The 24942-nt window shown below is 43.0% G+C and carries 19 protein-coding genes; 9 read left to right on the top strand and 10 right to left on the bottom strand.

Features of this window, described 5'->3' with window-relative positions; all coding sequences use genetic code 11:
* Positions 1 to 2: 2 nt before the first annotated feature.
* Together SNE26_RS25415 and SNE26_RS25410 are read left to right on the top strand one after the other, a co-directional pair.
* Positions 3 to 224 (top strand): hypothetical protein, encoded by a 222-nt coding sequence (locus SNE26_RS25415; RefSeq protein ID WP_321556657.1) that lies wholly within the window; start codon positions 3 to 5, stop codon positions 222 to 224.
* Between the two features lie 301 nt (positions 225 to 525).
* The gene (locus SNE26_RS25410) at positions 526 to 2973 is read left to right on the top strand and encodes an outer membrane beta-barrel family protein (RefSeq protein WP_321556656.1); all 2448 of its coding nucleotides are present in this window, start codon (positions 526 to 528) and stop codon (positions 2971 to 2973) included.
* A 170-nt stretch (positions 2974 to 3143) separates the two neighbouring features.
* Here SNE26_RS25410 and SNE26_RS25405 read toward each other — a convergent pair whose 3' ends face one another.
* Positions 3144 to 5651, bottom strand: a complete 2508-nt coding sequence (locus SNE26_RS25405; protein WP_321556655.1) for a M14 metallopeptidase family protein — start codon at positions 5649 to 5651, stop codon at positions 3144 to 3146.
* A gap of 222 nt (positions 5652 to 5873) precedes the next feature.
* On the opposite strand from SNE26_RS25405, the gene recQ reads away from it, so the two are divergent.
* Positions 5874 to 8048: a DNA helicase RecQ gene (gene recQ, locus SNE26_RS25400; RefSeq protein ID WP_321556654.1), complete on the top strand. Its 2175-nt coding sequence runs from the start codon at positions 5874 to 5876 to the stop codon at positions 8046 to 8048.
* A 220-nt stretch (positions 8049 to 8268) separates the two neighbouring features.
* Positions 8269 to 9630 (top strand): UDP-N-acetylmuramoyl-tripeptide--D-alanyl-D-alanine ligase, encoded by a 1362-nt coding sequence (murF, locus tag SNE26_RS25395; protein WP_321556653.1) that lies wholly within the window; start codon positions 8269 to 8271, stop codon positions 9628 to 9630.
* A 114-nt stretch (positions 9631 to 9744) separates the two neighbouring features.
* Here murF and SNE26_RS25390 read toward each other — a convergent pair whose 3' ends face one another.
* From SNE26_RS25390 to SNE26_RS25370, 5 genes are all read right to left on the bottom strand, one after another.
* Complete coding sequence (locus tag SNE26_RS25390) at positions 9745 to 12105, bottom strand: ABC transporter permease (protein ID WP_321556652.1); 2361 nt, start codon at positions 12103 to 12105, stop codon at positions 9745 to 9747.
* Between the two features lie 264 nt (positions 12106 to 12369).
* Positions 12370 to 14736: an ABC transporter permease gene (locus SNE26_RS25385; RefSeq protein ID WP_321556651.1), complete on the bottom strand. Its 2367-nt coding sequence runs from the start codon at positions 14734 to 14736 to the stop codon at positions 12370 to 12372.
* A 190-nt stretch (positions 14737 to 14926) separates the two neighbouring features.
* Complete coding sequence (locus SNE26_RS25380; protein ID WP_321556650.1) at positions 14927 to 15202, bottom strand: hypothetical protein; 276 nt, start codon at positions 15200 to 15202, stop codon at positions 14927 to 14929.
* Between the two features lie 4 nt (positions 15203 to 15206).
* A complete protein-coding gene (locus SNE26_RS25375; protein ID WP_321556649.1) occupies positions 15207 to 15998 on the bottom strand; it encodes an SDR family NAD(P)-dependent oxidoreductase in 792 nt (263 codons plus the stop codon).
* Positions 15999 to 16000: 2 nt separating this feature from the next.
* Positions 16001 to 16981 (bottom strand): NAD-dependent epimerase/dehydratase family protein, encoded by a 981-nt coding sequence (locus SNE26_RS25370; RefSeq protein WP_321556648.1) that lies wholly within the window; start codon positions 16979 to 16981, stop codon positions 16001 to 16003.
* A gap of 132 nt (positions 16982 to 17113) precedes the next feature.
* Between SNE26_RS25370 and SNE26_RS25365 the strand changes: the two genes are divergently transcribed.
* The 4 genes from SNE26_RS25365 (at position 17114) to SNE26_RS25350 (ending at position 19804) form a co-directional block, all read left to right on the top strand.
* Positions 17114 to 17476 carry a TM2 domain-containing protein gene (locus SNE26_RS25365; protein ID WP_321556647.1) on the top strand — a complete coding sequence of 121 codons (363 nt, stop codon included), beginning with the start codon at positions 17114 to 17116 and terminating at the stop codon, positions 17474 to 17476.
* A 32-nt stretch (positions 17477 to 17508) separates the two neighbouring features.
* Positions 17509 to 18606 (top strand): Nif3-like dinuclear metal center hexameric protein, encoded by a 1098-nt coding sequence (locus SNE26_RS25360; protein ID WP_321556646.1) that lies wholly within the window; start codon positions 17509 to 17511, stop codon positions 18604 to 18606.
* Entirely contained in the window at positions 18606 to 19349 is a 744-nt protein-coding gene (locus tag SNE26_RS25355; RefSeq protein ID WP_243484745.1) for a zinc ribbon domain-containing protein, read from the top strand. Before SNE26_RS25360 ends, SNE26_RS25355 begins: the two co-directional genes overlap by 1 nt.
* Before the next feature lie 83 nt (positions 19350 to 19432).
* On the top strand, positions 19433 to 19804 hold the full coding sequence (locus tag SNE26_RS25350; protein ID WP_321556645.1) for a DUF2809 domain-containing protein: 372 nt from the start codon (positions 19433 to 19435) through the stop codon (positions 19802 to 19804).
* Between the two features lie 261 nt (positions 19805 to 20065).
* Here SNE26_RS25350 and SNE26_RS25345 read toward each other — a convergent pair whose 3' ends face one another.
* The 4 genes from SNE26_RS25345 to SNE26_RS25330 all read right to left on the bottom strand — a co-directional run bounded on the left by SNE26_RS25345 (position 20066) and on the right by SNE26_RS25330 (position 23646).
* Positions 20066 to 21136, bottom strand: a complete 1071-nt coding sequence (locus tag SNE26_RS25345; protein ID WP_321556644.1) for a PA0069 family radical SAM protein — start codon at positions 21134 to 21136, stop codon at positions 20066 to 20068.
* Positions 21137 to 21165: 29 nt separating this feature from the next.
* Positions 21166 to 21807 carry a response regulator transcription factor gene (locus tag SNE26_RS25340; protein ID WP_321556643.1) on the bottom strand — a complete coding sequence of 214 codons (642 nt, stop codon included), beginning with the start codon at positions 21805 to 21807 and terminating at the stop codon, positions 21166 to 21168.
* On the bottom strand, positions 21773 to 22603 hold the full coding sequence (locus SNE26_RS25335) for a histidine kinase (RefSeq protein ID WP_321556642.1): 831 nt from the start codon (positions 22601 to 22603) through the stop codon (positions 21773 to 21775). The genes SNE26_RS25340 and SNE26_RS25335 overlap by 35 nt, the downstream gene beginning before the upstream one ends.
* Before the next feature lie 668 nt (positions 22604 to 23271).
* Complete coding sequence (locus tag SNE26_RS25330) at positions 23272 to 23646, bottom strand: hypothetical protein (RefSeq protein WP_321556641.1); 375 nt, start codon at positions 23644 to 23646, stop codon at positions 23272 to 23274.
* 151 nt (positions 23647 to 23797) lie between these two features.
* Between SNE26_RS25330 and SNE26_RS25325 the strand changes: the two genes are divergently transcribed.
* Positions 23798 to 24883: a metallophosphoesterase gene (locus tag SNE26_RS25325; RefSeq protein ID WP_321556640.1), complete on the top strand. Its 1086-nt coding sequence runs from the start codon at positions 23798 to 23800 to the stop codon at positions 24881 to 24883.
* The last annotated feature ends 59 nt before the right edge of the window (positions 24884 to 24942 follow it).

Below are 24942 nucleotides of genomic sequence, written 5' to 3'. Positions count from 1 at the left end.
CTGTGAAAACCATTTTTAAATATATAAGCCTGCTAATTTTTAGCGGGCTTATTATACCTTTTTACTTCCTGTTTCAAACAGGCAATAACCCGCTTTTAAACAGCAGGGTAAACAACCTTAAATCAAACATTCCCCGCCAAAATGAACTGCCAATTACCTTCAGGATTATTAAGGATATGGCAAAAAATTTAATGCCTGCATTAAAAAGTGAAAATAATCTGTAACCAACACCCCTGTTTCTGCATCTTACTATAAAAGCAACACAATTACCATTTCCGGGTAATCCGGCAATATAAATTTAATAAGCGTTAAAAAATGGCCCAAAAGTCAGGTGGGATTGTTTTGCAAAAAAATTAAATTAAAAACATGAACACAATGAAAACAACTGCTTATATCTCATAATTACTAAAACCCTAAACGCCGCAAAACATATCGGCACTAACTAAAAACTTATTTACAAATTTTAAAAAAGAAGTAATTCTTTACCGGCATTGTATTGCCCATACTTTTTAAACCGAACTAAAAATGAAAACTTTCATACACAACATATTTTATACACTGCTGCTTGTTGCTATCAGCTGTAGTGTATCCTTTGCCCAGCAGGCCGCGCCTGTTGCCAAAGTATCAGGAGCCTTGGTCAATGACCAGGGCAAACCGCTTGATTATGCAACAGTAAGTCTTTTACGTGCATCTGATTCAACCGTGGTTAAAGGTGCGCTAAGCAACGATGCCGGTGTTTATGTTTTTACCAACATAAAAGCGGGCAGCTATATCGTTAAAGCTTCTGTTGTTGGTTATCAAAAGGCTGTAAGCAAAAGTTTTAGTGTACCTGCAAATGCATCGCAGGTTACAGCCCCTGCTTTGAACCTGCACACAGGCAGTACCGAATTAAAGGGAGTAACTATTACCGCCACCAAGCCCCTTATTGAACGTAAAATTGACCGTACCGTAATGAACGTTGAAAACAGCGTACTGGCAGCCGGCAATACCGCTATGGAAATTTTAGAACGTGCCCCTGGCGTTACTGTTGATAAAGACGATAACATCAGCCTGAAAGGCAAACAGGGAGTAACGGTAATGATAAACGATAAGCTAACCTATCTTACTGCTGCACAACTGGCCACCTTATTACGCTCAACCGATGGCAATACCATTAAATCTATCGAAATCATTACCAACCCTTCGGCAAAATATGATGCAGCCGGCAACTCGGGGATCATTAATATCAAATTAAAAAAGAATGCCCAATCAGGCACCAACGGCAGCCTTACCGTGGGTGGTGCAAAAAGTAAGTATTGGCGCGATAATACCAGCCTTAACCTTAACCATAAAGATGGCGCACTTAATGTATTTACTTCATTAAGCAGGGGTGATAACAAACGCGGGCATGATATCGGCATTAACAGGATCATAACTGATTCACTTGGCAACAAAACTTATTTCAACCAAAAATCAAGCCTGCCAAGCATCAACCATTATAATAACTATCGTTTAGGGGCCGACTATGACCTCACCTCAAAACATACTATCGGCTTTGTGGTAAGCGGCTATTCAAACAGTGAAAAAGATTTGAATGACAATACCACTATCATAGGTAAACAATTTGGTGTGGCAGATTCGTCATTGCATACTACATCTGATATCAGGCAAACCTATAAAAACTTTGCACTTAACCTTAATGACCGACTGAAACTTGATACAAGCGGCCAGGAACTAAGCATCGATCTGGATTATTCCAAATTCAGGAATAATTCAAACGCGATGTACAATACCAATTACTTTTTGCCCGACGGCAGCATACAGCATGCCCCGCAGATGCTCCGGAACCAAACACCATCAACCATAAGCATCTACACCGGTAAAGCTGACTATACCAAACCGCTTACCAAAACCATTAAACTGGAAGCCGGGGTAAAATTCAGCAGTGTTAAAACCGATAACGACCTGCAGGCGCAGATCTTCAGCAATGGTGCTTATATTAATGATACTACACGTACCAACCGCTTTATTTACACCGAAAAAATTAATGCGGGGTATTTGAACCTGAATAAGCAATTCAAAAAATTCTCTGTACAATTAGGTTTACGTGCCGAGCAAACCCGGTCTACAGGTAACCTGATCGGCAGTACACCTGTTAAGAGAAGCTATTTAAACCTGTTCCCAAGCGTATTCATTAATCAAACCCTCAATGATAAAAACGAAGTAAGCTTTTCATACAGCCGCCGTATCGACCGTCCGGGTTATGATGACCTGAACCCTTTTATCTATTATCTTGATCCATACACCTATTCACAGGGCAACGCGTTCCTGAACCCGCAATACACTCAAAATTTTGAGCTTAACTATACTTATAATAAAACCATCAACGTAAGCCTTGGTTACAGTCATACTACTGATGCTATCACCGAACTGATATTAACCGAAGGTAAGCGCTCGTTTGAAACACACCAGAACCTGCAAACCCAAACCGGTTACAATGTTAACCTCAATACTCCATTCACTATTACCAAATGGTGGGAGGGCAATGTTAACGCGACCGCGTTTTACCTGGGCTTTAAGTCCGATACCCTTGCCGGGCAGAAATTTAACGATGGGCAATGGGCTTTCCAGGGTCGTACAACCCAAACATTCAAGTTTGCAGGCTACCGTTTTGAAGTAACGGGCGATTATCAATCATCATTAACCTACGGTATTTACAAGATCAGGCCGCGCTACTCGGTAGATATGGGGGTCAGTAAATCGTTCATGGAAAAGAAATTCAATATCAAAGCTTCATGTGATGATATCTTCAACATTCGCCGTAATGACTTGAGCAGCCAGGTGGTGAACAATAATTTTACCATCAAGCAAAAGAATGATACCCGCGTAATGCGCCTTACCTTTACCTATAACTTTGGCAACAACTCCATCAAAATGCGTGAGCACCGTTCAGGAGCCGACGACGAAAAAGGCAGGGTGAAGGGGAATAATTAAATCAAGCGCATGCCCCCCCCGCCCCCTAAAGGGGGAGCTTTTGATTAGCATATTCTTGATAAATACAAAAGGCAGGTTCCCATTTTGAAGAACCTGCCTTTTAATTATAAGAGCGATGTAGCTGCTCCCCTTTCAGGGGGCTGGGGGGCGAGGGCTGGGGGCCGAGGCTATTACTGCCCCACCATAAACACCGCGTTGCTGAACAACAGCTTGCCGTTTTCCCAGAAACTGCGGAATAGCGGATCATCAACCATGTAAACTACCGAACCGCGGCCCATGGGTTGTACACCCAATAATAAACCATTGCTGATCTTCTTTTTTGATTCCTGGCCAACAAAGCCCGATACGTAGCCATCCTTTTTTATGGTACCTACGTTCCAGCCGTCATCGCCCGAAAAAAGATCATAGATATCGTCATTCAGCTTTAACGAATAGTAATAATCAGGCAAGCCAAAGCCAAGCGGATGTGTATTATCAAGGTTCAGTTTATAAATTGCACCGGGGATGGATTCGCTAAGGGCCAAACGGTCACGATCTCCATACAGCTTAACTGTTTTATCTTTTTCCTTTTCTTTATCCTTGTCTTCCTTTTTTTCTTCCTTCCTTTTAATGAGGAAGCCCTTTTTATCAACCAGTAACGATACAGCGTTATCTACCGCTATCAGCTTACCACCGTCGCGGATCCAGTTTTGTAATTTCTCCGAAGGAAAATCTTCATAACGACCATCGGGGCAAACCACCACATCAAACTCTCCCAATTTGGTGCGACCTAAATCCTGGTACCTTATTAAAGTAACAGGGTACCCGATTTGTGCTTCAAACAAATGCCAAACCTCGCCCATTGCCTCCGAGTTAACACCATCGCCGGCAATTAAGGCAATTTTAGGCTGATGAATGTACCTCACAGCGTCCGAACCGATATCTGATCCTTTATCAACAAATCCTGTTGAAATAGGAGTGATCTCCTGGCCCAAACCAGCTGCCGTTTGCGTTACAACCTGGTCAAAATCGGCAAGGTCATTACCTGCACGGGTAACTATTAACGAACCTGCTGTAAACTGCTTGCCTCCGGCTTCAAATGGCTTTTCGGCATAGCGTACTTTGATTCTCTTTTTAAGCAGGGCCGCCAGGAATTTTACATCATTAACCGATTGCCATGCCGATACATAAGCATAGGCATGGGTATTTACCAGCGGCTTAGGTGCGGCAACACTCCACTCGGCGCCGGCAGGTTTAAACGATTCTTTTAAACCATAAGCCTTTAATCCATAAGCATACGGAAGCGACCATGCGGTAATATCATAAGTATTGGAATCGGGTATAAAAGTTTTGGGCTCCAGCAATACATGCAGTAATACCGCTTTGGGCTGATAGGCATTAACTACCAGGTCATTGGCGCCAACATTGTATTGTTCTGTTTTTTGAGAAACATAGTTAAAGCCGGTAACCGTTTTATTAGCTAAACCGAAGCCATACTGAATGCCGTTGCGGCCCAGCATTTTTGCCAGCGCGTTAATTTTATTGTTGTTATCGTTTTTAATAATGTAAGTTTTGTACTCGCCCGGAGGATTGGCGCGACTGTTATCAAAAAACTTTTTGTACTCATCCAAAAGCTTTTGGGTGTTTAACGCAGCTATTTCAAGTGTGCTTAAACTTGTTGAATGGTGGTGGGCCACACGCTGCACCAGGGTAAGGGTATCCCCGCTGCGGGTAACCACAGCCAAACCGGCACTGATGCCGCCCTGCTCATAGGTCATGCCGATAGAGCCATTATATAAAGGATAAGTATCGCCGTATGACGGGTACAGCAGATCAAACTCATATTTGGTGAAATACATCCAGCCGTTCTGGTCAAAATATTTAGCGTTGTTTTTACCGATAGTGATCTGGAACTGGCGCTGCCATGCGGTAATATCTTTATGATATGGCTCGGCGGCAGGTGCAAAATAATACGGTGCGTTATAACCCTGCTCATGGTAATCTACATGTACCTGCGGCAGCCATTGATTATACAGGCCTACACGTGCCTGGGTTTCTTTTTGCTGCTGCCAGGCCCAGTCGCGGTTAAGGTCAAAGTAAAAATGATTTACCCTGCCGCCGGGCCATGGTTCGGCATGCTCACGCGATGTTGGGTTGGCATCGGGCACGGCACCAACTACCGAGTTATAAAAATTCACGTAACGGTCACGCCCGTCGGGGTTTAAACATGGGTCGATAACAACCACCATGTTTTTGAGCCAGGCCTTGGTTGCAGCATTCTCCTGATCAACCAGGTCAAACAAAGTCCACATAGCGGCTTCGCTTGATGCCGGCTCGTTGCCATGTACGTTATAGCTTAGCCAGGTAACAACCGGCATGGCAGTGCTGCCGCCGCCGCTTTCAATACCAGCCAGTTTAAGGTTATTATGGCGGATCTCATCCAGTCTGCCGATATTCTCGTCGGATGCGACAAACATAGCCAGTAAAGGCCGGCCTTCATTAGTGGTACCAAATTGCTGCAGCTTTACATTTTTTGAAACCGACGCAACGTATTTAAAATATTCGACAATACGATAATGAGGGGTAAAGTGCTCGCCCAATTTATACCCCAGGAACTCCTGCGGCGATTGGATCTTTTGTGCAAAGGCTGAGCAAAAAAAACTTATAAATACAAATAGGAGTAAATGTTTTTTTATCATAAATATATAATAGATATGTAGGAGAAAAGGGATAAGCTAATATGCAGAAAAATATTGGCAGATGTGCAAATGATTAGTCGATATTCAGGTTCCGGATTACTTATCGCTATATATAATGATTAGGCACTTACTTATCTATCATTTGCACATTTGAAATCTGCACATCTGTAATCTAAAATTTGCACATTTGCACATCTGCACATTTGAAGCATATCAATAAATATGACACCTATCCAGGCCCTGCAAAAATACTTTGGTTATAGTGCCTTCAGGCATGAGCAGGAGGCTATTATTCAAAATATACTTAAGGGACAGGATGTAATGGCGCTGATGCCTACCGGCGGCGGCAAATCATTGTGCTACCAGTTGCCTGCTGTGCTGCTCGATGGCCTAACTATTGTAATCTCGCCGCTTATTGCGCTGATGAAAGACCAGGTGGATAGCCTCAACGTTAACGGCATCCCGGCGGCATTCCTCAATTCATCGTTAAATCCCGAGGAAACCCGGGTATTGGTAAACAGGTTGAGGGATAATGAGATCAAACTCCTGTATCTTGCCCCCGAGCGCTTGTTCAGCGCCGAAAGCAGGGAAAACAAAGAGAACAAACTCATCCCCTTTTTAAAAACTCTGAAAGTTGCACAGATAGCCATTGACGAGGCGCATTGTATCTCGTCATGGGGCCATGACTTTAGGCCCGAATATTTAATGCTTGCAGGCCTTAAGGAAGAATTTCCGTCGGTTCCGGTTATTGCGCTTACAGCTACTGCCGATAAGCTTACGCAAAAAGATATCCTCGAAAAACTCAATCTGAAATCGCCGGCAATATTTGTATCCTCCTTTAACAGGGCAAATATCACTTACCGGGTATCTCCCAAAAAGAATAGCTTTAAACAGCTCATCGCCTTTTTAAATGAGCATAAGGATGAGTCGGGGATTATTTATTGTCTATCCCGCAAATCTACCGAGGCTTTGGCCGAGGATTTAAAGGATGAAGGCTTTGCTGCCGAAGCTTACCATGCCGGATTAAGCAATGAAATAAAAGCCCGTAACCAGGAAGCATTTTTGCGCGATGATATCAAGATCATTGTAGCTACCATCGCCTTTGGCATGGGCATCAATAAATCAAACGTGCGCTATGTAGTGCATGTTGACCTGCCTAAAAACATTGAGGGTTATTACCAGGAGACCGGCAGGGCAGGGCGCGACGGTTTACCATCCGAAGCATTGCTGCTTTACTCGCCCGGTGATGCCATGAAGCTACAGGCCTTTGCCAAAGTGGAAGGCAATGAGCAGCAAAGCCGCATTATGCTTAACAAGCTTAATGACATGGTGAAGTATTGTCAGCTGCTCTCCTGCCGCAGGCAATATCTCATGAAATATTTCGACGAGGAATTTCCGGCTAAATGCGGATCATGTGATGTTTGCCTTACCGAGTACAAACGTTTTGATGGTACGCTCATTGCCCAAAAGGCGCTCTCGGCGGTTGCCCGGTTAAATGAGCGTTTCGGGGCTAATTACGTGATAGATTTTTTACGGGGATCAAAAAGCGATAAGATCCGTGAAGAGCATAAGCAGTTAAAAACCTACGGTATCGGCGCAGATATCAGCAAAGCCGACTGGCAGCACCATATCCGCGAGCTGGTTACCATGGGCTATCTGCAAACCGCAGGCGACGAATACCCGGTTTTAAAACTTACCGCGCAAAGTGCAGCTGTATTAAAGGGTGGCCAAAAAGTTGAGTTTATTGAAATAGAAAAAGTTGAAGAAGTTCATCATGAAGAAAGCTTGCCTTATGAAGCAGCGCTGCTTAATCAACTTAAAGAAGTTAGGCGGGGCATTGCCACAAACGAAAATGTGCCTGCCTATATCATAGTATCGGATGCTACTTTATTGGAAATGGCGACTTATCTGCCCCAAAGTTTGGATGAGTTGCGAATGATTTCTGGTTTTGGCGACGTTAAACTGGCACGTTACGGCCGGGAACTGCTGCAGCCGGTTAAAGCTTATTGTGCCGAAAAAGGCCTCGGTTCAAAAATAAAACATAAATCGCCCAAGCGAGAGCGTAAGGTTAAATCAGGGCAGGCCGCATCGTCGTCCCGCAGCAGGGACACAAAGGCCGAAACCTTTGCGTTATTCCGTTCGGGAAAAACGGTAACTGAAATTGCGGCCGAGCGAGGGTTCACCGCAGCTACCATAGAAACACACCTAAGCCATTACGTGCAGAATGGGGATCTGGATATAACCGAAATAGTTCCGCAGAAAAAGATTGCTGTTATTGCTGATGCAGTTGAAAGCTACGGTGCCGAAAGACTATCGCCCCTAAAAGAGATTTTAGGCGATGATTATAGCTATGGAGAGATCAAAGCGGTAATTGGCTGGATGAACAAGGAGGAATAATTTTTGTTAGGCTTAACGTGAAATAAAAAGCAATGCCTTGCGCGATTCCCTTCTTGAGAGGGTGGAGGGGTGTGTTTATGCTTTGATAAGCTCGTAGCAGAAACACACCCCTGCAACCACACTTTCCTCCGCTCCCCCTCTCAAGAGGGGAATTAGTCAAGCTGTTATTAAACTTATTTAAATGATATATTTTTGACTTACCATTGAGATATTAACAACCATGATTACAACCCAACAACTCTACGATATATACCTCAAACACCCGGTAATCAGCACCGATACCCGAAAGATAACACCGGGCAGCCTGTTCTTCGCGCTTAAAGGTGATAAGTTTGATGCCAATACCTTCGCCCAAAAAGCTTTGGAGGCCGGTGCGGCTTACGCGGTAATTGATAATCCCGACTATAAACTGGGTGATCAATATTTATTGGTTGAGGATGTATTAACCGCCTTACAGGGCCTCGCCCGCCACCACCGCCGCCAGTTGAGCATTCCGGTCATCGGCCTTACAGGCACCAACGGTAAAACCACCACCAAAGAGCTGATCAACGCCATACTGTCGCAGCATTTTAAAACCCAGGCCACCCAGGGCAATTTAAATAACCATATAGGTGTACCGCTTACCATTTTAACCATTGATGCCGGTCATGAAGCTGCAGTTATTGAGATGGGGGCCAATCATCAAAAAGAGATCGAGTTGCTTTGCAGTATAGCCCAGCCTTCGCATGGATTGATTACTAATATAGGTAAGGCGCACCTGGAAGGTTTTGGCGGGATAGAAGGCGTAAAGAAAGGGAAAGGGGAGCTGTATGATTATTTTGCCCCCCAACCCCCTGAAGGGGGAGCAGGTAAAGCAGGTGGCGTTGTTTTTGTAAACAGCGATGATGCTGTTTTAATGGAAATGGCGGCTGCCCGCCGTTTAACTCATGTGGAATATTATGGTACAGATGCCATTGATAACCTGATCAGCGGTGAACTGCTTGAAAACTCGCCTTTACTTACTTTAGAGTGGACCAACAATAAAACCGGCGATAGCTATAAGGTTAAAACTCAATTAACGGGCACTTATAACCTGCCTAATATTTTGGTGGCTATTTGCATTGGTACCTATCTCGGCTTATCGGCGAACGAAATAAACGCCGGGATTGAAGGCTATCAGCCTAAAAATAACCGTTCGCAAATTGTACAAACGGCTACCAATACCCTCATTTGCGATTATTACAATGCCAACCCCAGCAGCATGTTTGTAGCTATTGAAAACGTTGGGAAAATTGAGGCAAAAAGGAAAGTGCTTATTTTGGGCGATATGTTTGAAATGGGGACAGAAGCAGCTGTTGAACATGCATCAGTTATCCGCAAAGCGATGGATACACCTGTTGATGAACGGATTTTTATCGGAAAGGATTTTTTAGCTGCTTCGCAGTCCATGGACCATGGATCATGGATCATAGACACCAATAAATTTTATGAAACTGCCGAAGACGCTATTGCAGTTTTGAAAGCGAGACCCATAACCAGTTCTACCATACTGATCAAAGGATCAAGAGGGATGGCTTTGGAGCGCCTGGTGGAACTGTTTTAAGTTCTTTTCGATGTAGAGACGCATCACATGCGTCTCCCATAGGACAGGCAAGCCATAAAAGCGCAACTAACATACGGGAGGCGCATGTGATGCGCCTCTACAGTTATAAACCTACTACTCCCGCCTCAAACTATCAACCGGATTAGCCAGCGCGGCTTTAACCGATTGAAAACTGATAGTGAGAAAAGCAATTAATACAGCGATCGCGGCAGCTAATATAAAGGCTGTCCAGCTTATACCAACGCGATAAGCGAAAGCATCAAGCCAGTGGCTCATAGCCAGCCAGGCAATCGGGAAAGCCACAACGATAGCAATAAGTACCAGCTTAATAAAATCTTTAGCTAACAGGGCAACAACATTTGTAACGGTAGCACCCAAAACTTTCCGTACGCCAATTTCGCGGGTACGTACCTGGGCGGTGTAGGCTGCTAAGCCAAGCAGACCAAGGCAGGAGATTAAAATAGCTATCCCCGCAAAATAGTTAAACAACGTTCCTTCCCGCTGTTCGCCCTGGTAAAGCTTGTTAAATACATCATCCAAAAAAACGTAACTGAAAGGGAACTCGCCGTTGTATTGTTTAAACTGGCTGCCGGCGGCAGCAATTGCTTTGGGAGCATCATTGCCTGTGGTTTTGATGTAAATAGAAGTGTAACTGTCGGGCGCGTAATAAAATACTGCCGGTGCTATTTTTTCGCGCATACTGGCGAAGTGAAAATCTTTAACAACCCCTATAATAGTACCCTCGGTTTTGCGCAGCCTGAAACGCTTGCCAATTGGGTTTTGCAAGCCAATTTCTTTAACTGCAGCTTCATTCAATATAAAATGAGTACTATCACTCACAGCGCCATCAAAACTATGCCCTTGCTGCATCTTTAACTTAAAGAAAGAAATAAAATCTTTGTCAATCCCCTGCGGGTGCACGATAAATGTTTGCCCGGTGGCTTTGCCATCCCAATCATTATCCCCCGAAATACCGCCGATGTTAACAATATTGCCGCTTGATCGGGTTACCGCTTCAACACCCGGCTGTTTTAAAAGCTCGGCTTTAACAGCATCATAATGCCCCTTCATATCCCGCATCCAAAAAGCTAACACATGGCTTTTATCGTAACCTAAATTTTTCGACCGGATGTAATTAAGCTGGCTGGTAATAACAATGGTGCTGATGATCAGCACTACCGAAAAAGTAAATTGCACCACTACCAGGATCTTACGGAAAACCACATCGCCAATACCATTGGATATTTTACCCTTAAGCGCCTTTAAAGGTTCAAAAGATGATAGCAACAATGCGGGATAAATACTGGACAATAAAAGTGTAGCAGTGATGGTACCCGCAATAACAAACCAGATATGATAGTTGGAAAGGTTAAATACCAATTGCTTACCTGCAATTTCATTAAATACAGGAATGACATTATAAATTACCAATACTGCTAAAACCGACGAAAGGATAAACAGCAAAGCCGTTTCCACCACAAACTGCATAAACAATTGTGTTTTTGCTGCGCCGATGATCTTTCGCATGCTTATTTCCTTGGCACGCAGCATGGCCCGCGCGGTTGAAAGGTTAACGTAGTTAATGCAGGCAATCACCAATATTACTAAGGCGATAATAATAAAGATATGTACAGTGCTGATTCCCCTGTCGGTACCATCTGCATTGTAAAGGTGCATTTTAGTAGCCGGCAGCAAGAGGTAGTCGGCATCGGTATCTTCGGGCTTCCGTTTCAGATGAACCTTATTCAAATCGGCCGATAACTTTTTTAACGAAGTGCCCGGCTTCAACAGCAAATAGGTTTCATAAGCATAATTGTTGAAATCATGGTTCAGATCAACCTTATTGTTGGTAAACATATATTTGATATGATAGCTCATAGGCATGATCATATCATAATTAATGCTTGAGTTAAGCGGAAAATCATCAATGACACCCGATACGGTAAAGTTTTCCTTATTATCGGCCACAATAACTTTCCCCAAAGCATCCCCATTGCCGAAATATTTTTCTGCCGTTCTTTTTGTGATCACTACCGAGTTATCACTTGTGAAAGGTTTTTCCTTGTTACCTTCAATCAGTGGGAAATCAAAAACAGTAAACAGGGATGGATCGGCAAAGCCCACCGCCTGCTCACTGAATACTTTATCCTGGTATTTATACAACGAAAAAAACCAGTTATTGGTTATCCGTACCTGGTTTTGCACAGCGGGCAATTCCTGTTTGGCCAACGGCCCCATTGGTGCTACTGTAGTTTGCCAGATCTGCTTGCTGGCCCCGGTACCGCCAAAAAGTTCTACCCGGTAAATATTAGCAGCGTTTTTATGAAAGCTATCAAAGCTAAATTCGTCCTGCACCCAAAGCAGGATCAGTATCCCAATGGCGAGGCCCACAGTTAACCCGGCAATATTGATTACCGAATAAAATTTATTGCGGACAAGATTGCGCCAGGCGGTTTTGATATAGTTTTTCAGCATAATAATATCAGCTTTATCAGATAGTATGATAATTAAAATGATGCCAATATTACAAACCGCTAACTATCAGTAATTTACAAAAACACCCAATATACTATCGTTCGGATACGGACAGCGGGTGTTCATTTATGTTACGGAGATTGAGCCGAAAAATATAAAGGGTCTACGGAAAATATTCTTCTGATAAACCCTTTATTATCGCCAGTAAAAAGCTACATTAAATCACCCCAGCCTAAAATTATGACTCCTTACGCTCTCAAAGCATCATTCGATTCTTAAGCTCTTTATTGGATTAACACTTGCCGCTTTTATAGATTCATAACTAACCGTAAGCCAGGCAATACCCAAAGCCGTTGCCGAGGCCACAAAAAATATCAGCCAGCCAACGTTAATGTGATAAGCAAATCCTGACAACCAGGTATTCGTCGCGAACCACGAAACCGGTAAGGCAATGCATATAGCTATCAGGATAAGCCTGGTAATTCCGGATGATAATAGATATACAAGATTTAAAACAGATGCGCCCAATACCTTGCGTACGCCAATTTCCCTGGTACGTTGCTCGGCTATAAAAGCTGATAAACCATACAAACCAAGGCAGGAAATAAAAATACCGATGATGGCAAACAGCTTAAAAATATTACCCATCTGTTGCTCTCCGTGATAAAGGTTGGCCATTTGCTGATCGACAAAATTGAAACTAAAAGGATATGCAGGACTAATTTCCTTACTTATTTTTTCCAAAGCCCCGATAGTTGCAGGGGTAGCTCCGGGCTTGGTGCGGATAACAACCGAGCCGCCACGGTTTGTTAAAGAAATGATCAACGGTTCGATAGCCGACTGTGCCGGTTTAAAATTAAAATCTTTAACCACACCGATAATAACGCTTGGTTTATTATATAATGTTATCGGTTTTCCTATCGCCGCTGCTGCATTGGTGAAGCCCATTAAGCCCAGCAGCTTTTCATTAATGACACAGTTATTCGAATCGGTTTTAATCGATTCAGAGAAGAAACGTCCGGTCAGTAGTTTTAATCCGAATAAGCGGGCAAAATTTTCACTTACATTTATCGCAGGGGTCGGGTTACCCTGCGCTTTGGGATCTTTGCCGGGCCACGAAGCATTCGCACCAGCGCCCACATCAATGGGAAGTTCGCTTGTAATAGCAAAATCACTGGTTAGCGGGTTTTGTCGCAGCTCATTTCTCAATAGCGCCGCCTTACCTTCCATGTCACTATTCATATCCATATATAAAAGGCTCGATTTATTAAAGCCCGGGTTCCGCTCTCTTACAAACTTGAGTTGCTGATAAATAACCACTGTGCCAACCAGCAACACAACCGAAACTACAAATTGGGTTACCACCAAAGCATGGCGGAAAAATAAATTGCCGCCCATTGATTTTACATTTCCCTTAAGCACTTTAACGGGGTTGAAGCCGGATAAAAACAGCGCGGGATAACTGCCCGATATCACCCCGGTTACTAAGGCAATACACAGTAGGCTAAGCCAAAGCCGGGCATCGGTAAAATTAACCGTAAGTTGTTTACCAACCAGCTGATTAAACATCGGCAGGGATAAAATCACTATCCAGAGTGCCAGCAATAATGATAAAAAAGCAATAAATACCGCTTCGCTTAAAAACTGCAATATCAGCTGAAACCTTTGCGCCCCGGCTACCTTCCGTAAGCCAATTTCCTTAGCCCTTCGGGCCGAGCGCGCGGTAGCCAGGTTCATAAAATTGATACAGGCAACAGCAAGTATCAAAATAGCCACAACAAAAAACATCCTCAAGTATAGTGCATTACCATGCCCCGGCAAATCCATCTCAATCGCCGGGGCCATATGAATTTGGGTGATAGGCTGAAGATGGAACGCGCTTTTCATTTGCGGTTCGTGTTTATGATAGATTTGAAAAATCTGGCTTTCCAGTTTTTTTAAATTGGCCGGGCTCGGATCAAAGTTTTTATCCAACTGAACATACGTGTGGAAATAGGGTGCTTCCCAGTGGTATTTTTCCACCTTGGGATCAGCTCTGTATAACGCAGCCGTCGGCATTACAAAATCAAATTGCATATGTGAGTTAGCGGGCACGTTGGCTAAAACGCCGGTCACTACTACGTTTTCACTATTGTCTTTTTTTAAAAACTTGCCGACCGGGTTTTGATCGCCAAAATATTTCACCGCTGTCGCTTCGGTTATTAAAACGCCATCAATCTGTTTTAAAGCTCCAGTAGGATCACCCTTTACAAGCGGGAATGAAAATACATCCAGAAAATTCGGGTCGGCATAAAGCACGCGGTCTTCAACAAACCTTTTATCGTTTGCTTCAAAAAGGAAACTCTTAGGGCTTATACGTACTGAATTTTTAACAGCCGGCAATTGCGCTTTCACTGAAGGGGCCATTGCGGTGGGGGTGCCAGCCAGGTTTAAGCCATCCACGTCCCAATTTATACGGTATAGCTGCGTTGCGTTTTTATGAAACTTATCATAGCTTTTTTCATTTTGTACCCAAAGTAAAATCAGGATACTTGCTGCAAGGCCAATGGCTAAACCGGAGATATTAATAATAGAATAGACTTTGTCCTTAATTAAATTACGGTAGGCGAATTTAAAGTAAGTTCTGATCATGGTTATGTAGGTTTAAAGGTTTATCAGGGCAAGTAGTATAATACGGCTTTAAATTTCATGCCATGATGTAAATTATTAGTAATGAACCAATTGAAAAACAAGGTAAAATAATATTGTTCGAAAACGTTACATCCAGTGTACGACTTTAAACGGAAATAATCACGACTGATTTACCCGGGGTGGCAGCTAATTAACCTTCCAAAACCGGAGTTATAATGTTATGGTTCATCAGGATCCGCATCAGCATCTCAACCGAAAAATCGCGGGTAATATCAATACTGATAAAATCAGTCTCGCCATTTTTTATCTCGCATGCATCGCGGTCAAAATATAATACCAACCCGCGCATGCTGCCCGAAATAATAACGATCCTTTCGTTATTGATAAGCTTAAAGCTATTGCGTGTACGCTTAAAAAAGCTGCACAGGTTTTTAATATGCCGGTAGGTAAGTATTGAAATGATCATGCTGTCAGCTTTTAATAATGGTGGCCAGGCGCTGCCTTATAATGGTGTCTTTAACAGCGGCAGGCAGCAAACTGTTTAATAAAACAAGCACCCTGTTTATCATACCGGGGATAATTTCTTTTTTTCCTTTCAGCAAGCCGTCCACCGCTATACGTGCTACGTGCCCGGGCTCCATAATGGTTGCCTTTGATATGCCTTTGAGCTTATTATTCATTACCAGCAGCTCGGGCTTGGTATTGATCCCTCCGGGGCTAAGCAGGCTGATCTTTACATTTGAGCCATGAAGCTCAAGCTGCAAACACCTGGTAAAATACCTGATGAATGATTTGGTAGCTCCGTAAACCTGCTTTTTAGGTACCACAAACAAGCCGCCCAAACTGCCTACATTTAATATGTACGAAGTACCAGCAGCATCGGCCTGGGCCAGGAACAAGCGCGTAAGCAGTACAGGTGTAATCACGTTCAGTTCAATTTGTTTTTTGTAAAACCCAATGTTCAGATCTTCAAACCACGACCAGTTGCCTAAACCCGCATTATTGATAAGCAAGTGGGCTGTAATTTGCTCATCACTAAGGTAATTAAAAATAGCCGGGTAACTTTCGGCAAGCGTTAAATCAATTTCAAGATAATTTACTTTAACCTCAAAGTTTTTGCGGATAAACGATGCCAGTTCAGGCAAGCCCGACGCAGGCAATGAAACCAGCACCAGGTTTATGCCACGCGAAGCCAGCTCGATGGCAAATGATTTGCCTAACCCTTCGCTGGCGCCGGTTATGATGGCGGTTTGGTTTGTCATGTTCAGGCTTGTTTAAGATAGTTAACTGTTTTGTGCATCCCTTCGGCAAAAGGGGTTATCCGGTAGCCCAGTTGGGTTATGGCCTTATTGCTGCTGTACTTTTGATCGTACTTTAAACGTTCGGCAAATTCAGGTAAAAAGAAAGGGCGTAACCCGGTAAGCTGTGCTTTTAACTTTTCAATGTGGCTGTAAAATTCAATTGCTTTTAAGGGAAGATGAATAAGGCGGTGCTGCTTACCGGATACTTCGTGTACTGTATTGAAAAAATCATTAAAGCTGATATCCTCTCCCCCTAAAATATAGCGTTCGCCGCTGGTTCCAATATTCATAGCCGCCAAATGCCCATCAATCACATCGGTTAAAAAAGCATAATTGGCTACCTGTTCGCCACTACCGGGTATAAAGCGCCATTTGCCGCGCAAATAGGCCGACACCATTTTGCCAACGGTATTACTTTCGGTAACCGGCCCCTCGCCATACACACGCGAAGGGTTTACCGTAACCACATGCACCCCCTGCTTTGCAAAATTTTGCACCTCAAGCTCGGCCAGGTATTTGGTGCGCTCATAGGCAATGGGGAAGCCTGCAATCCGCGGATCGTTCTCGTTCATGGGGTGTTTAACAGTTGGGCCCCATACGCCGCAGGTAGAGGTATAGACAATTTTTTGTACCCCGGCATTGGCGGCAACTTCAAGCACATTCCGTGTACCAACCACGTTGGTTTCGTGGTAATCATCGGGGTTGCGGCACCACATTTTGGCAAGGGCTGCGGTATGGTAAACTTGTTCACAGCCCTGCATGGCCCTGCTCAGGCTTTGCCGGTACAGGATATTGCCGGTAACCGGCTCAATATTTTTATGCTTTATTAAATAGGGGTGATCGGTATTGCGGCATAAAGCTTTAACATCATAACCCTGCATAGCCAGCGATAAAGTGAGCTGCCTGCCAATAAAACCTGTTGCCCCGGTTACTAAAACTTTCATACAGGTATTACAACCCGTTATGAGTTTACCCCTATGCGGGGAAAAGAAATTTCAAATCATTTTTTAACCTATAGTTTTAATGCGGTAAATATTTAAATTTGACTTATTGATATAATAAAGCCTTTACCCAATATGAACACATACCAGGATCCGTATAATGCATTTGCAGGTTTTTCGCCAGAGGAGCTAAGCTTTTTACAGCACGCAACGCCCGATCTGAACGAAAATCAAAAGAAATACTTTTATATGGTTTACAGCAACAAGCGCAAAAACTCGCAAGATGTGTTGTTGTTTACCTTGCTTGGGTTTGTTGGCTTTGCAGGCATCCAGCGTTTTGTATTAGGCCAGATAGGGATGGGCATATTGTATTTTTTTACAGGGGGCATCTGCGTAATCGGCACCATCGTCGATCTGATCAATAATAAGTCGATAACTTTGGAGTATAATAAGAATATGGCTTATGAAAGTTACCAGATGGCTAAAATGAGTAGCTAAACAAAGCCGTTATTTATCTCTAAAAAAACTTAATGAAACTATCTGCCCTAACCGCATACCTTGAAAGCCTCGCGCCACTTAATTATCAGGAAGATTACGACAATTCAGGCCTGATAGTTGGCAACCCGGAGCAGGAGCTGAGCCAGGCCCTGATCTCGCTTGATTGTACCGAAGCTGTGGTTGATGAGGCTATCGCTACCGGCTGCCAAATCATCATATCGCACCATCCCATCGTTTTTAAAGGGTTAAAAAAATTCAACGGTAAAACCTATGTGGAGCGGGTGGTTGAAAAAGCTATCCGTAAAGGTATTGCTATTTACGCTATTCACACCAATTTGGATAGCATCATGACCGGTGTTAATGCCCGTATTTGCGAAACGTTAGGCTTAAAAAACAGCCGCATACTGCTACCCAAACATAACCTGATCAAAAAACTGGTTACCTACGTTCCGCTAAACCATGCCGATGCTGTACGCGATGCTTTGTTTGCAGCAGGTGCAGGCAATATTGGTAATTACAGCGAGGTTAGTTTTAATGCAGAGGGAACAGGGACATTTAAAGGCAATGATGCCGCTATCCCTTATGTGGGCGAAATTGGCAAACGCCACAAGGAAAATGAGATCCGTATTGAAATGGTATATCCGGCCAATTTGGAAAGCAAGATCCTGATGGCTTTGATCCTTGCCCATCCGTATGAAGAAGTTGCTTATGACCTTTACAATTTAACCAACCAGCACCAGCAGATAGGGTCAGGCATGATAGGCGAGCTGGAAATGCCGCTCAATGAGGAAAGTTTCCTGTTTCATGTAAAGGACAAGATGCGCACGCATGTGATCCGGCATACTAAATTATTGGGTAAACACGTTAAAAAAGTAGCTGTTTGCGGTGGTTCGGGAGGCTTTTTGCTGAAGCATGCCATAGCCGCCGGAGCCGACGTTTTTATCACGGCCGATTACAAGTATCACGAGTTTTTTGATGCCGAAGGAAAGATAGTTATCGCGGATATCGGACACTTTGAGAGTGAACAATTTACGCAGCAATTATTGTATGAAATAATTAGAAAAAAATTCCCTATCTTTGCCGTCCGTTTAACAGAAGTAAATACAAACCCCGTCAAATATTTTATTTAATGGAACAAACCGTAGAACAAAAGCTTAAAGCTTTATACGAGCTACAAACTATCCACACCAAGATTGACAGGATCCGCCAGGTAAGGGGCGAATTGCCAATGGAAGTTGCCGACCTTGAGGACGACGTTGCAGGCCTTGAAACCCGCATCCAAAAGATCAAAGGTGAACTTGACGATGTGGAAGATGACATAGTTACCCGTAAAAACCTGATCAAAGAAGCTCAGGCAAACATCAAAAAATACGAAGGCCAGCTTAACGAGGTTAAAAACAACCGCGAATATGATGCTATCTCAAAAGAAATTGAGATCCAGGGCTTAGATATACAGGTGAGCGAAAAGAAGATCCGTGAGTACGGCTTCGAAATCACCAACAAAACACAGGTTTACGAAAAAGCACTGGCTGACCTGGAAGCCCGCCAAGCCGACCTTGACGCCAAAAAAGAAGAGTTAGGCACCATTACTGCCGAAACTGAAAAAGAAGAAACCGAGTTGAACGCACAAGCTGCAAAAGCCACTCAAAACATTGAAGAGCGTTTATTAACTGCTTATACCCGTTTACGTCAAAATGCTAAAAACGGCCTGGCAGTAGTAACTATTCAGCGTGATTCATGCTCTGGCTGCTTTAACCAGATCCCGCCTCAGCGCCAGTCAGACATCCGTCAGCGTAAAAAGATCATCGTTTGCGAACATTGCGGACGGATCCTTGTTGACGAACAAATGGCTTTAGAAGCTGAAGAAGCATAAGGAACCACTTATAAAGTTAAATATATCAAAGGCACCCAATGGGGTGCCTTTTTTGTTGCATTTATTTAGCCGATATTTATCCTATGCCTAAAAACCGAATAACCTATTTGATATTAACAATAGCAACCATTATCCTTGGGCTGCTATCCCGCCATTTTAAGTTCATCCCTTTGTTTATAGGCGATATTTTATGGGCAAGCATGGTTTACTTTATCATGCGGTTTCTGTTTATTACCAAAACTGCCAGGTTCAATATTATTGCGGCTTTGCTGTTTTGCTTCGCGATAGAGTTTAGCCAGCTTTATAAAGCGCCATGGATAAATGACATCAGGCACACACTGTTTGGCAGGCTCGTTTTAGGCGAAGGCTTTTTGTGGAGCGATTTGCTGTGTTATGTTGTTGGGGTGGGGATGGGTGTTGGGAGTGAGAAGCTGTTGTTAAAACGCAGTAAATAAAATAACATTAGTCTTATTAAGCTACCGAACTGGTTAAGCTACCGAACTGGGTCTTCCCATTGATTTCTTAGCTTAATTTGAATAGTTAAAGGATTATTTTTTTTGGGGGATCTTTCCATTATATTTTTTTGCATTAAAGCCCTTAAACGAATCATTCCTATAAATAGCGTCTTCGATCGCTTTTATATCATCCTCCGATGCTCCATTTTTTAATATAAAAACCATATTAATTCCCTCATATCAAATTTAAAAATATCCTTCTCAAAACATACTCGTCTGTTTCCCTTTCCTTGGCACAAATAAGCTATAGTCATATTCCGGCATCTGCCTGTCGGCCATAAAGCGTTTGCAGGCCATCCTGAACATCTGGTGAATGGATTCGGCTACTTTACCATCTCCGCTCATCCGGCGACCGTAGTCGCTGTCATTCAGCTTGCCGTCATGCGTCGAGCGGATCATGTTCAGTACCTTTTCGGCCCGGTCGGGAAAGGCTTTGTAAATCCAGTCGCTAAAAATTTCGGCTATGCTGCCGTTGAGCCGCACCATGGTAAAACCGGCGGCTAAGGCGCCCCTGTCGGCCGCGGCTTTAATGATATTGGGTACTTCATTACTGTTTAATCCGGGGATGATGGGCGCGGCCATTACACGTACCGGGATACCTCTTTCCGAAAGCTTCTGCACTACTGCCAGTCTGCCGGTTGCAGTTACGGTGCGCGGCTCCAGCTTTTGCCTCAGCTGCTCGTTAAGAGAGGTAATGGATATATTTACATGCACCAGGTTCAGCCTGGCCATATCTGTAAGCAAATCGATATCCCGCAGTATAACGTTGTTTTTGGTGATAATACTTACCGGGTTCTTATACTTCCAAAAAACCTCCAGCAGGGCCTGGGTTATTTTAAGCTTACGCTCAACCGGCTGATAGCAATCAGTATTACCAGACAGCATAATGCAAACCGGCTTATAATTTTTTTTGTTGAAATACTGCTCAAGCAGTTCTGGCGCATTAGGCTTAATGATGATCTTCCGTTCAAAGTCAAGCCCGGCGCTAAAACCGTAATATTCATGAGTGTTACGTGCATAACAGTAAATGCAGCCATGCTCGCAACCCTGGTAGGGGTTTATCGAGTACATATGGCTCAAATCGGGACTGTTTGATTTGCTTACTATTTTTTTCGGAGTTTCTTCAAAAAGCTGCGTGTTGCTATTTTCAAGCAAAGGCTCGTCAATGCCCTCGATATGATCAAGTACATACTTGTTTTTCAGAAACTTATTGTGCGTATTTACCTGCGCCCCTCGTCCTTTAAAAAAATCCGGATTTTCCTCATGTGACATTGAACAAATTTGCTAATAAATTTAGCAAATTACAATTCAATCAGTTTATTTTTTATGCTGTATAAAACCAGCCCAACGCGGCTTTTGATCTGGAGTTTTTCAAAAAGCTGGTCGCGGTAGCTATCAACGGTGCGTACGCTGATATTCATGGTTTCGGCAATTTCCTTATAAGTAAGTTCGGTGCCGGTAAGACGAAGAAACTCGATTTCGCGCGGGTTAAGCTTGATATTCTCTAATTTACTGTTAAAGTTGGTGATCAGGTGGCGGGTTACAAACTCGGGGTAGTAAAGTTCCCCCTGCGCCACTTTCAAAAGGGCTTCTTCAACCTCATGTGGTTCCGAGTCTTTAAGCAGGTAGCCTTTCACACCCATTTTTACCATGAGCAGTACCTTTTCGGCATCTTCAAACATAGATAGTATGATGATTTTTACACCGGGATGTTTGGCCCTAAGCACCTGTGCAGCTTCAACGCCATCCATTACCGGCATGCTGATATCCAGCAATACAATATCCGGAACAGTGCCATTGTTTATGGTATTTACCAGCTCCTGCCCGTTTGCAGCCTCAAATAGTATGTTGTATTTTTTAAAATTGGTAACAAGAGCAGCCATACCACTCCTGAAGAGTTTATGATCGTCAACTAAGGCTATTTGAATGGGTTCCTTTAGCATAAATTTGTTGTACCAGGGGATTGAACGACAATTTTATCTGGCAACCCTTACCAGGCGAGCTGGCAATAATTACGTCCGCGCCTACTAAAGCTGCCCTGTTTTCAATGTTCCGCAATCCCGAACCGCCCTTATTATCAACCTTTTCGGTATTGAAACCAGCACCATCATCTTCGATGAGCAAATTAAACATTTGTGCAGTATAATACAAACCGATTTTGAGGTTAGCTGCCTTAGCATATTTCAGGGTATTATTTACAGCTTCCTGAAATATCCGGAATATCACCAGCTCAGGCTGTTCGCCTAAACTATATACATCACCTTCAACATCAAAAACAACATTAATAATACCGCTGCGGGTTAAACGTTCAGTCTCAGTTTCAAGGGTTTTTATGAGCCCCTGTGAGCTGATGTGTTCAAAGCTCATGCTTTTTGAAAGGTTTCTCAAATCATTAATGGTTTGCGAAACCAGTTCACGGTTTTCATTTACGCGGGCTTTTTTTTCATCATCAAGGCTATTGTTAAGCAAGCCAAGGTTCAACTTCACAAATGACAATACCTGGGTAATATTATCGTGGATCTCGCGGCTTATATCATTAAGCGTTTGCTCCTGGATCTCTATCTGCGTTTTAAGCATTTCCTGCTTAAATGAGGCTTTAAGATGTTCCTTTTCAAGCTGATTTTTATTTTGCTTTTTTTGATATACCAGCATAAAGCTAACCATGAACACCCCTAACAGAAGCAATAGAGCTGTACCTGCAATTATTATGAGGATAAATTGTTCTTCCTGAAAAAGCATATAAAGGAAAATGAAAATAGGCCGTTTATGATTAACGAGTTAAGATTTAACAATGTCATTGCTAAAAGATAAAAGTGATAATTGTTTTTATACACCATAAAGCTAAAGCATGCATAATAAAAAGTCATTGCAAGATAAAAGAAGAATATCCCCGTTATCGCTAAAAACGGCGGATGGCTAATCAATTCTATATACTCGTCATTATCATCATTTAATAACCTGTAGTAATAGTTACAGATAAGCCAGAGGCCGAATAAATTTTGTATCACTATTGCTATGGTTGCTCTTTTCCAAAAACCCTGAATAAAAAATATATCAATAAACGAGAAGAGAACAATAATACCAACAGCTATATACCCTTTTTGCTTACGTTTCTCATCTTTACCAAACGACATAATGAATATCGAGTAGCAAATAAACTCCAGTATGTCGTCGAAATTATTGCACCACGCATTTGTATGGTTAATAATAAGCAACTTAAATATGGCCGGATAATTATAAATCACATCAAAAGCTAAAAGTGGCAAAAACCATTTAAACTTTTTATCAAGTGACTTATACGCAAAAAGGCAGCATACAAAAGCTACCACAAACATTACGTAATAAAAGATATCGAGCATGAACGCTAAAATAACATATAATAGCGTTCATGCAGCTTATAAATTTTATCAGGCCACCGGGCAGGCAGGCGGGCAGTCTCTGCCAGAGTTCACAAGGGCAAGCATGCTTCCCTCCATTGCCATCGCGTGATCTGTTTGTATAGCATCTATATGTTCATTTGCTCTCTTCCCTGCAACTGTACCCACAATGGCAACCGATGTTTGGTGTGGAGCATCTTTATGATCTGCGTCATGCACTCCAAAATGAATCCTCACACCTGTAGCTTCCGGTGGCAAATTGTTAACAAACTCCTTCAGTTTATCTATCGGGAGCCACGTCGATTCGGTATCATTAACGCCATGATGTCCATCAATAACTGCTTTTCGGGTGCTTTTGTACCGCGCAACCATTTCCCTGGCGGTTTTTAAGTCAATAGGTTCCATATTATTTCGGGGAATTTAAATTAAGTCACCAAACTAAATAATTATTACCAAACAAACTATCCGTCATTTCACCGTTTTTCATCCCGTTTAAACACGGTAAAAGTAACTGGCAACTTACAACACAATACACCATATAATACGTTAAAAAGTCATGCGCAAGTTTTTACAAAAGCTTTTAACTAAACCAGTAGCACGCCTGGCCGACAAGCTCTCGTCACGACCGGATAAGAAACGGGTTAACAGATCATTGAACCGGTTATACAAAAGCTTGCTAACCGGGTCGGGTAAAAAAGGCCTTGTAATACCTTTCGATGCAGAAAAAGGTAAATTCATTATCTTTTCCGATCAACATAAGGGCGCGCGGGATGATATGGATATCTTCGCCCTTGCCGAGAAAAACTATCTTACAGCGCTTGATTATTACCACGACCAGCAATTTTTTTACATTAATCTTGGCGATAGCGAGGAGCTTTGGGAAAACCTGTTCATCACCATAAAAAAGCATAACAAAGCCACATTTGAAAGCGAGAAGCGGTTCATACAACGTAAAGAATTCATGAAAATCTTTGGCAATCACGATCTGTATTGGGATAATGATCCCTTAGCGGCAGTTGGATTAAAGCAAATTTATGATGAAGTAATTAAGATCTATGAAGGTGCTGTTCTGCAAACAACCCTTCATGATAAATCACTAAATATATTCATGACGCATGGCCACCAGGGCGATTTGCAAAGCGATGGCAACTGGTTCAGCAAATGGTTTGTATCCAATATCTGGGCGCCTTTCCAGGCGTACCTTAAGGTTAATATTAATACCCCGGCAAATAATGACCTGCTCAAAACAGATCATAACCGTATTATGTATGAATGGAGCCAGAGGCAAAAAAACACGCTGCTGATAACCGGGCATACGCATCAGCCGGTATTCAGGTCATTAACCCATCTCGAAAAACTGTATAACGATATCGCGAAAGCAAGGAAAGCAGGAAACGATAAACTGGCCGATGAGCTAAACAAACAGATCGTTAACCGGCAAGTGAAGGGTGATGTAGCTCCCGATTTCAGCGCCTGCGACCCAAGCTATTTCAATAGTGGCTGCTGCTGTTACGATGATGGCGATATAACAGGCATCGAAATCTCAAACGGCCACATCCGCCTCGTTAAATGGGAATACAACAAACTAAACCAAAGTGAAAGAATAGTATTGGAGGAATGCAGATTGAAAGATCTGTTTTGAGGCGAAAGGCGAAAGGTAAAAGGACAAGGGTGAAAAGCAAGCCTGCTAAAGCAAAATCC

This window comes from Mucilaginibacter sp. cycad4, assembly GCF_034263275.1.
Lineage (GTDB): Bacteria > Bacteroidota > Bacteroidia > Sphingobacteriales > Sphingobacteriaceae > Mucilaginibacter.
Note: the sequence above shows the minus strand (reverse complement) of the source record. Positions and strands in the feature narration are given on the sequence as shown.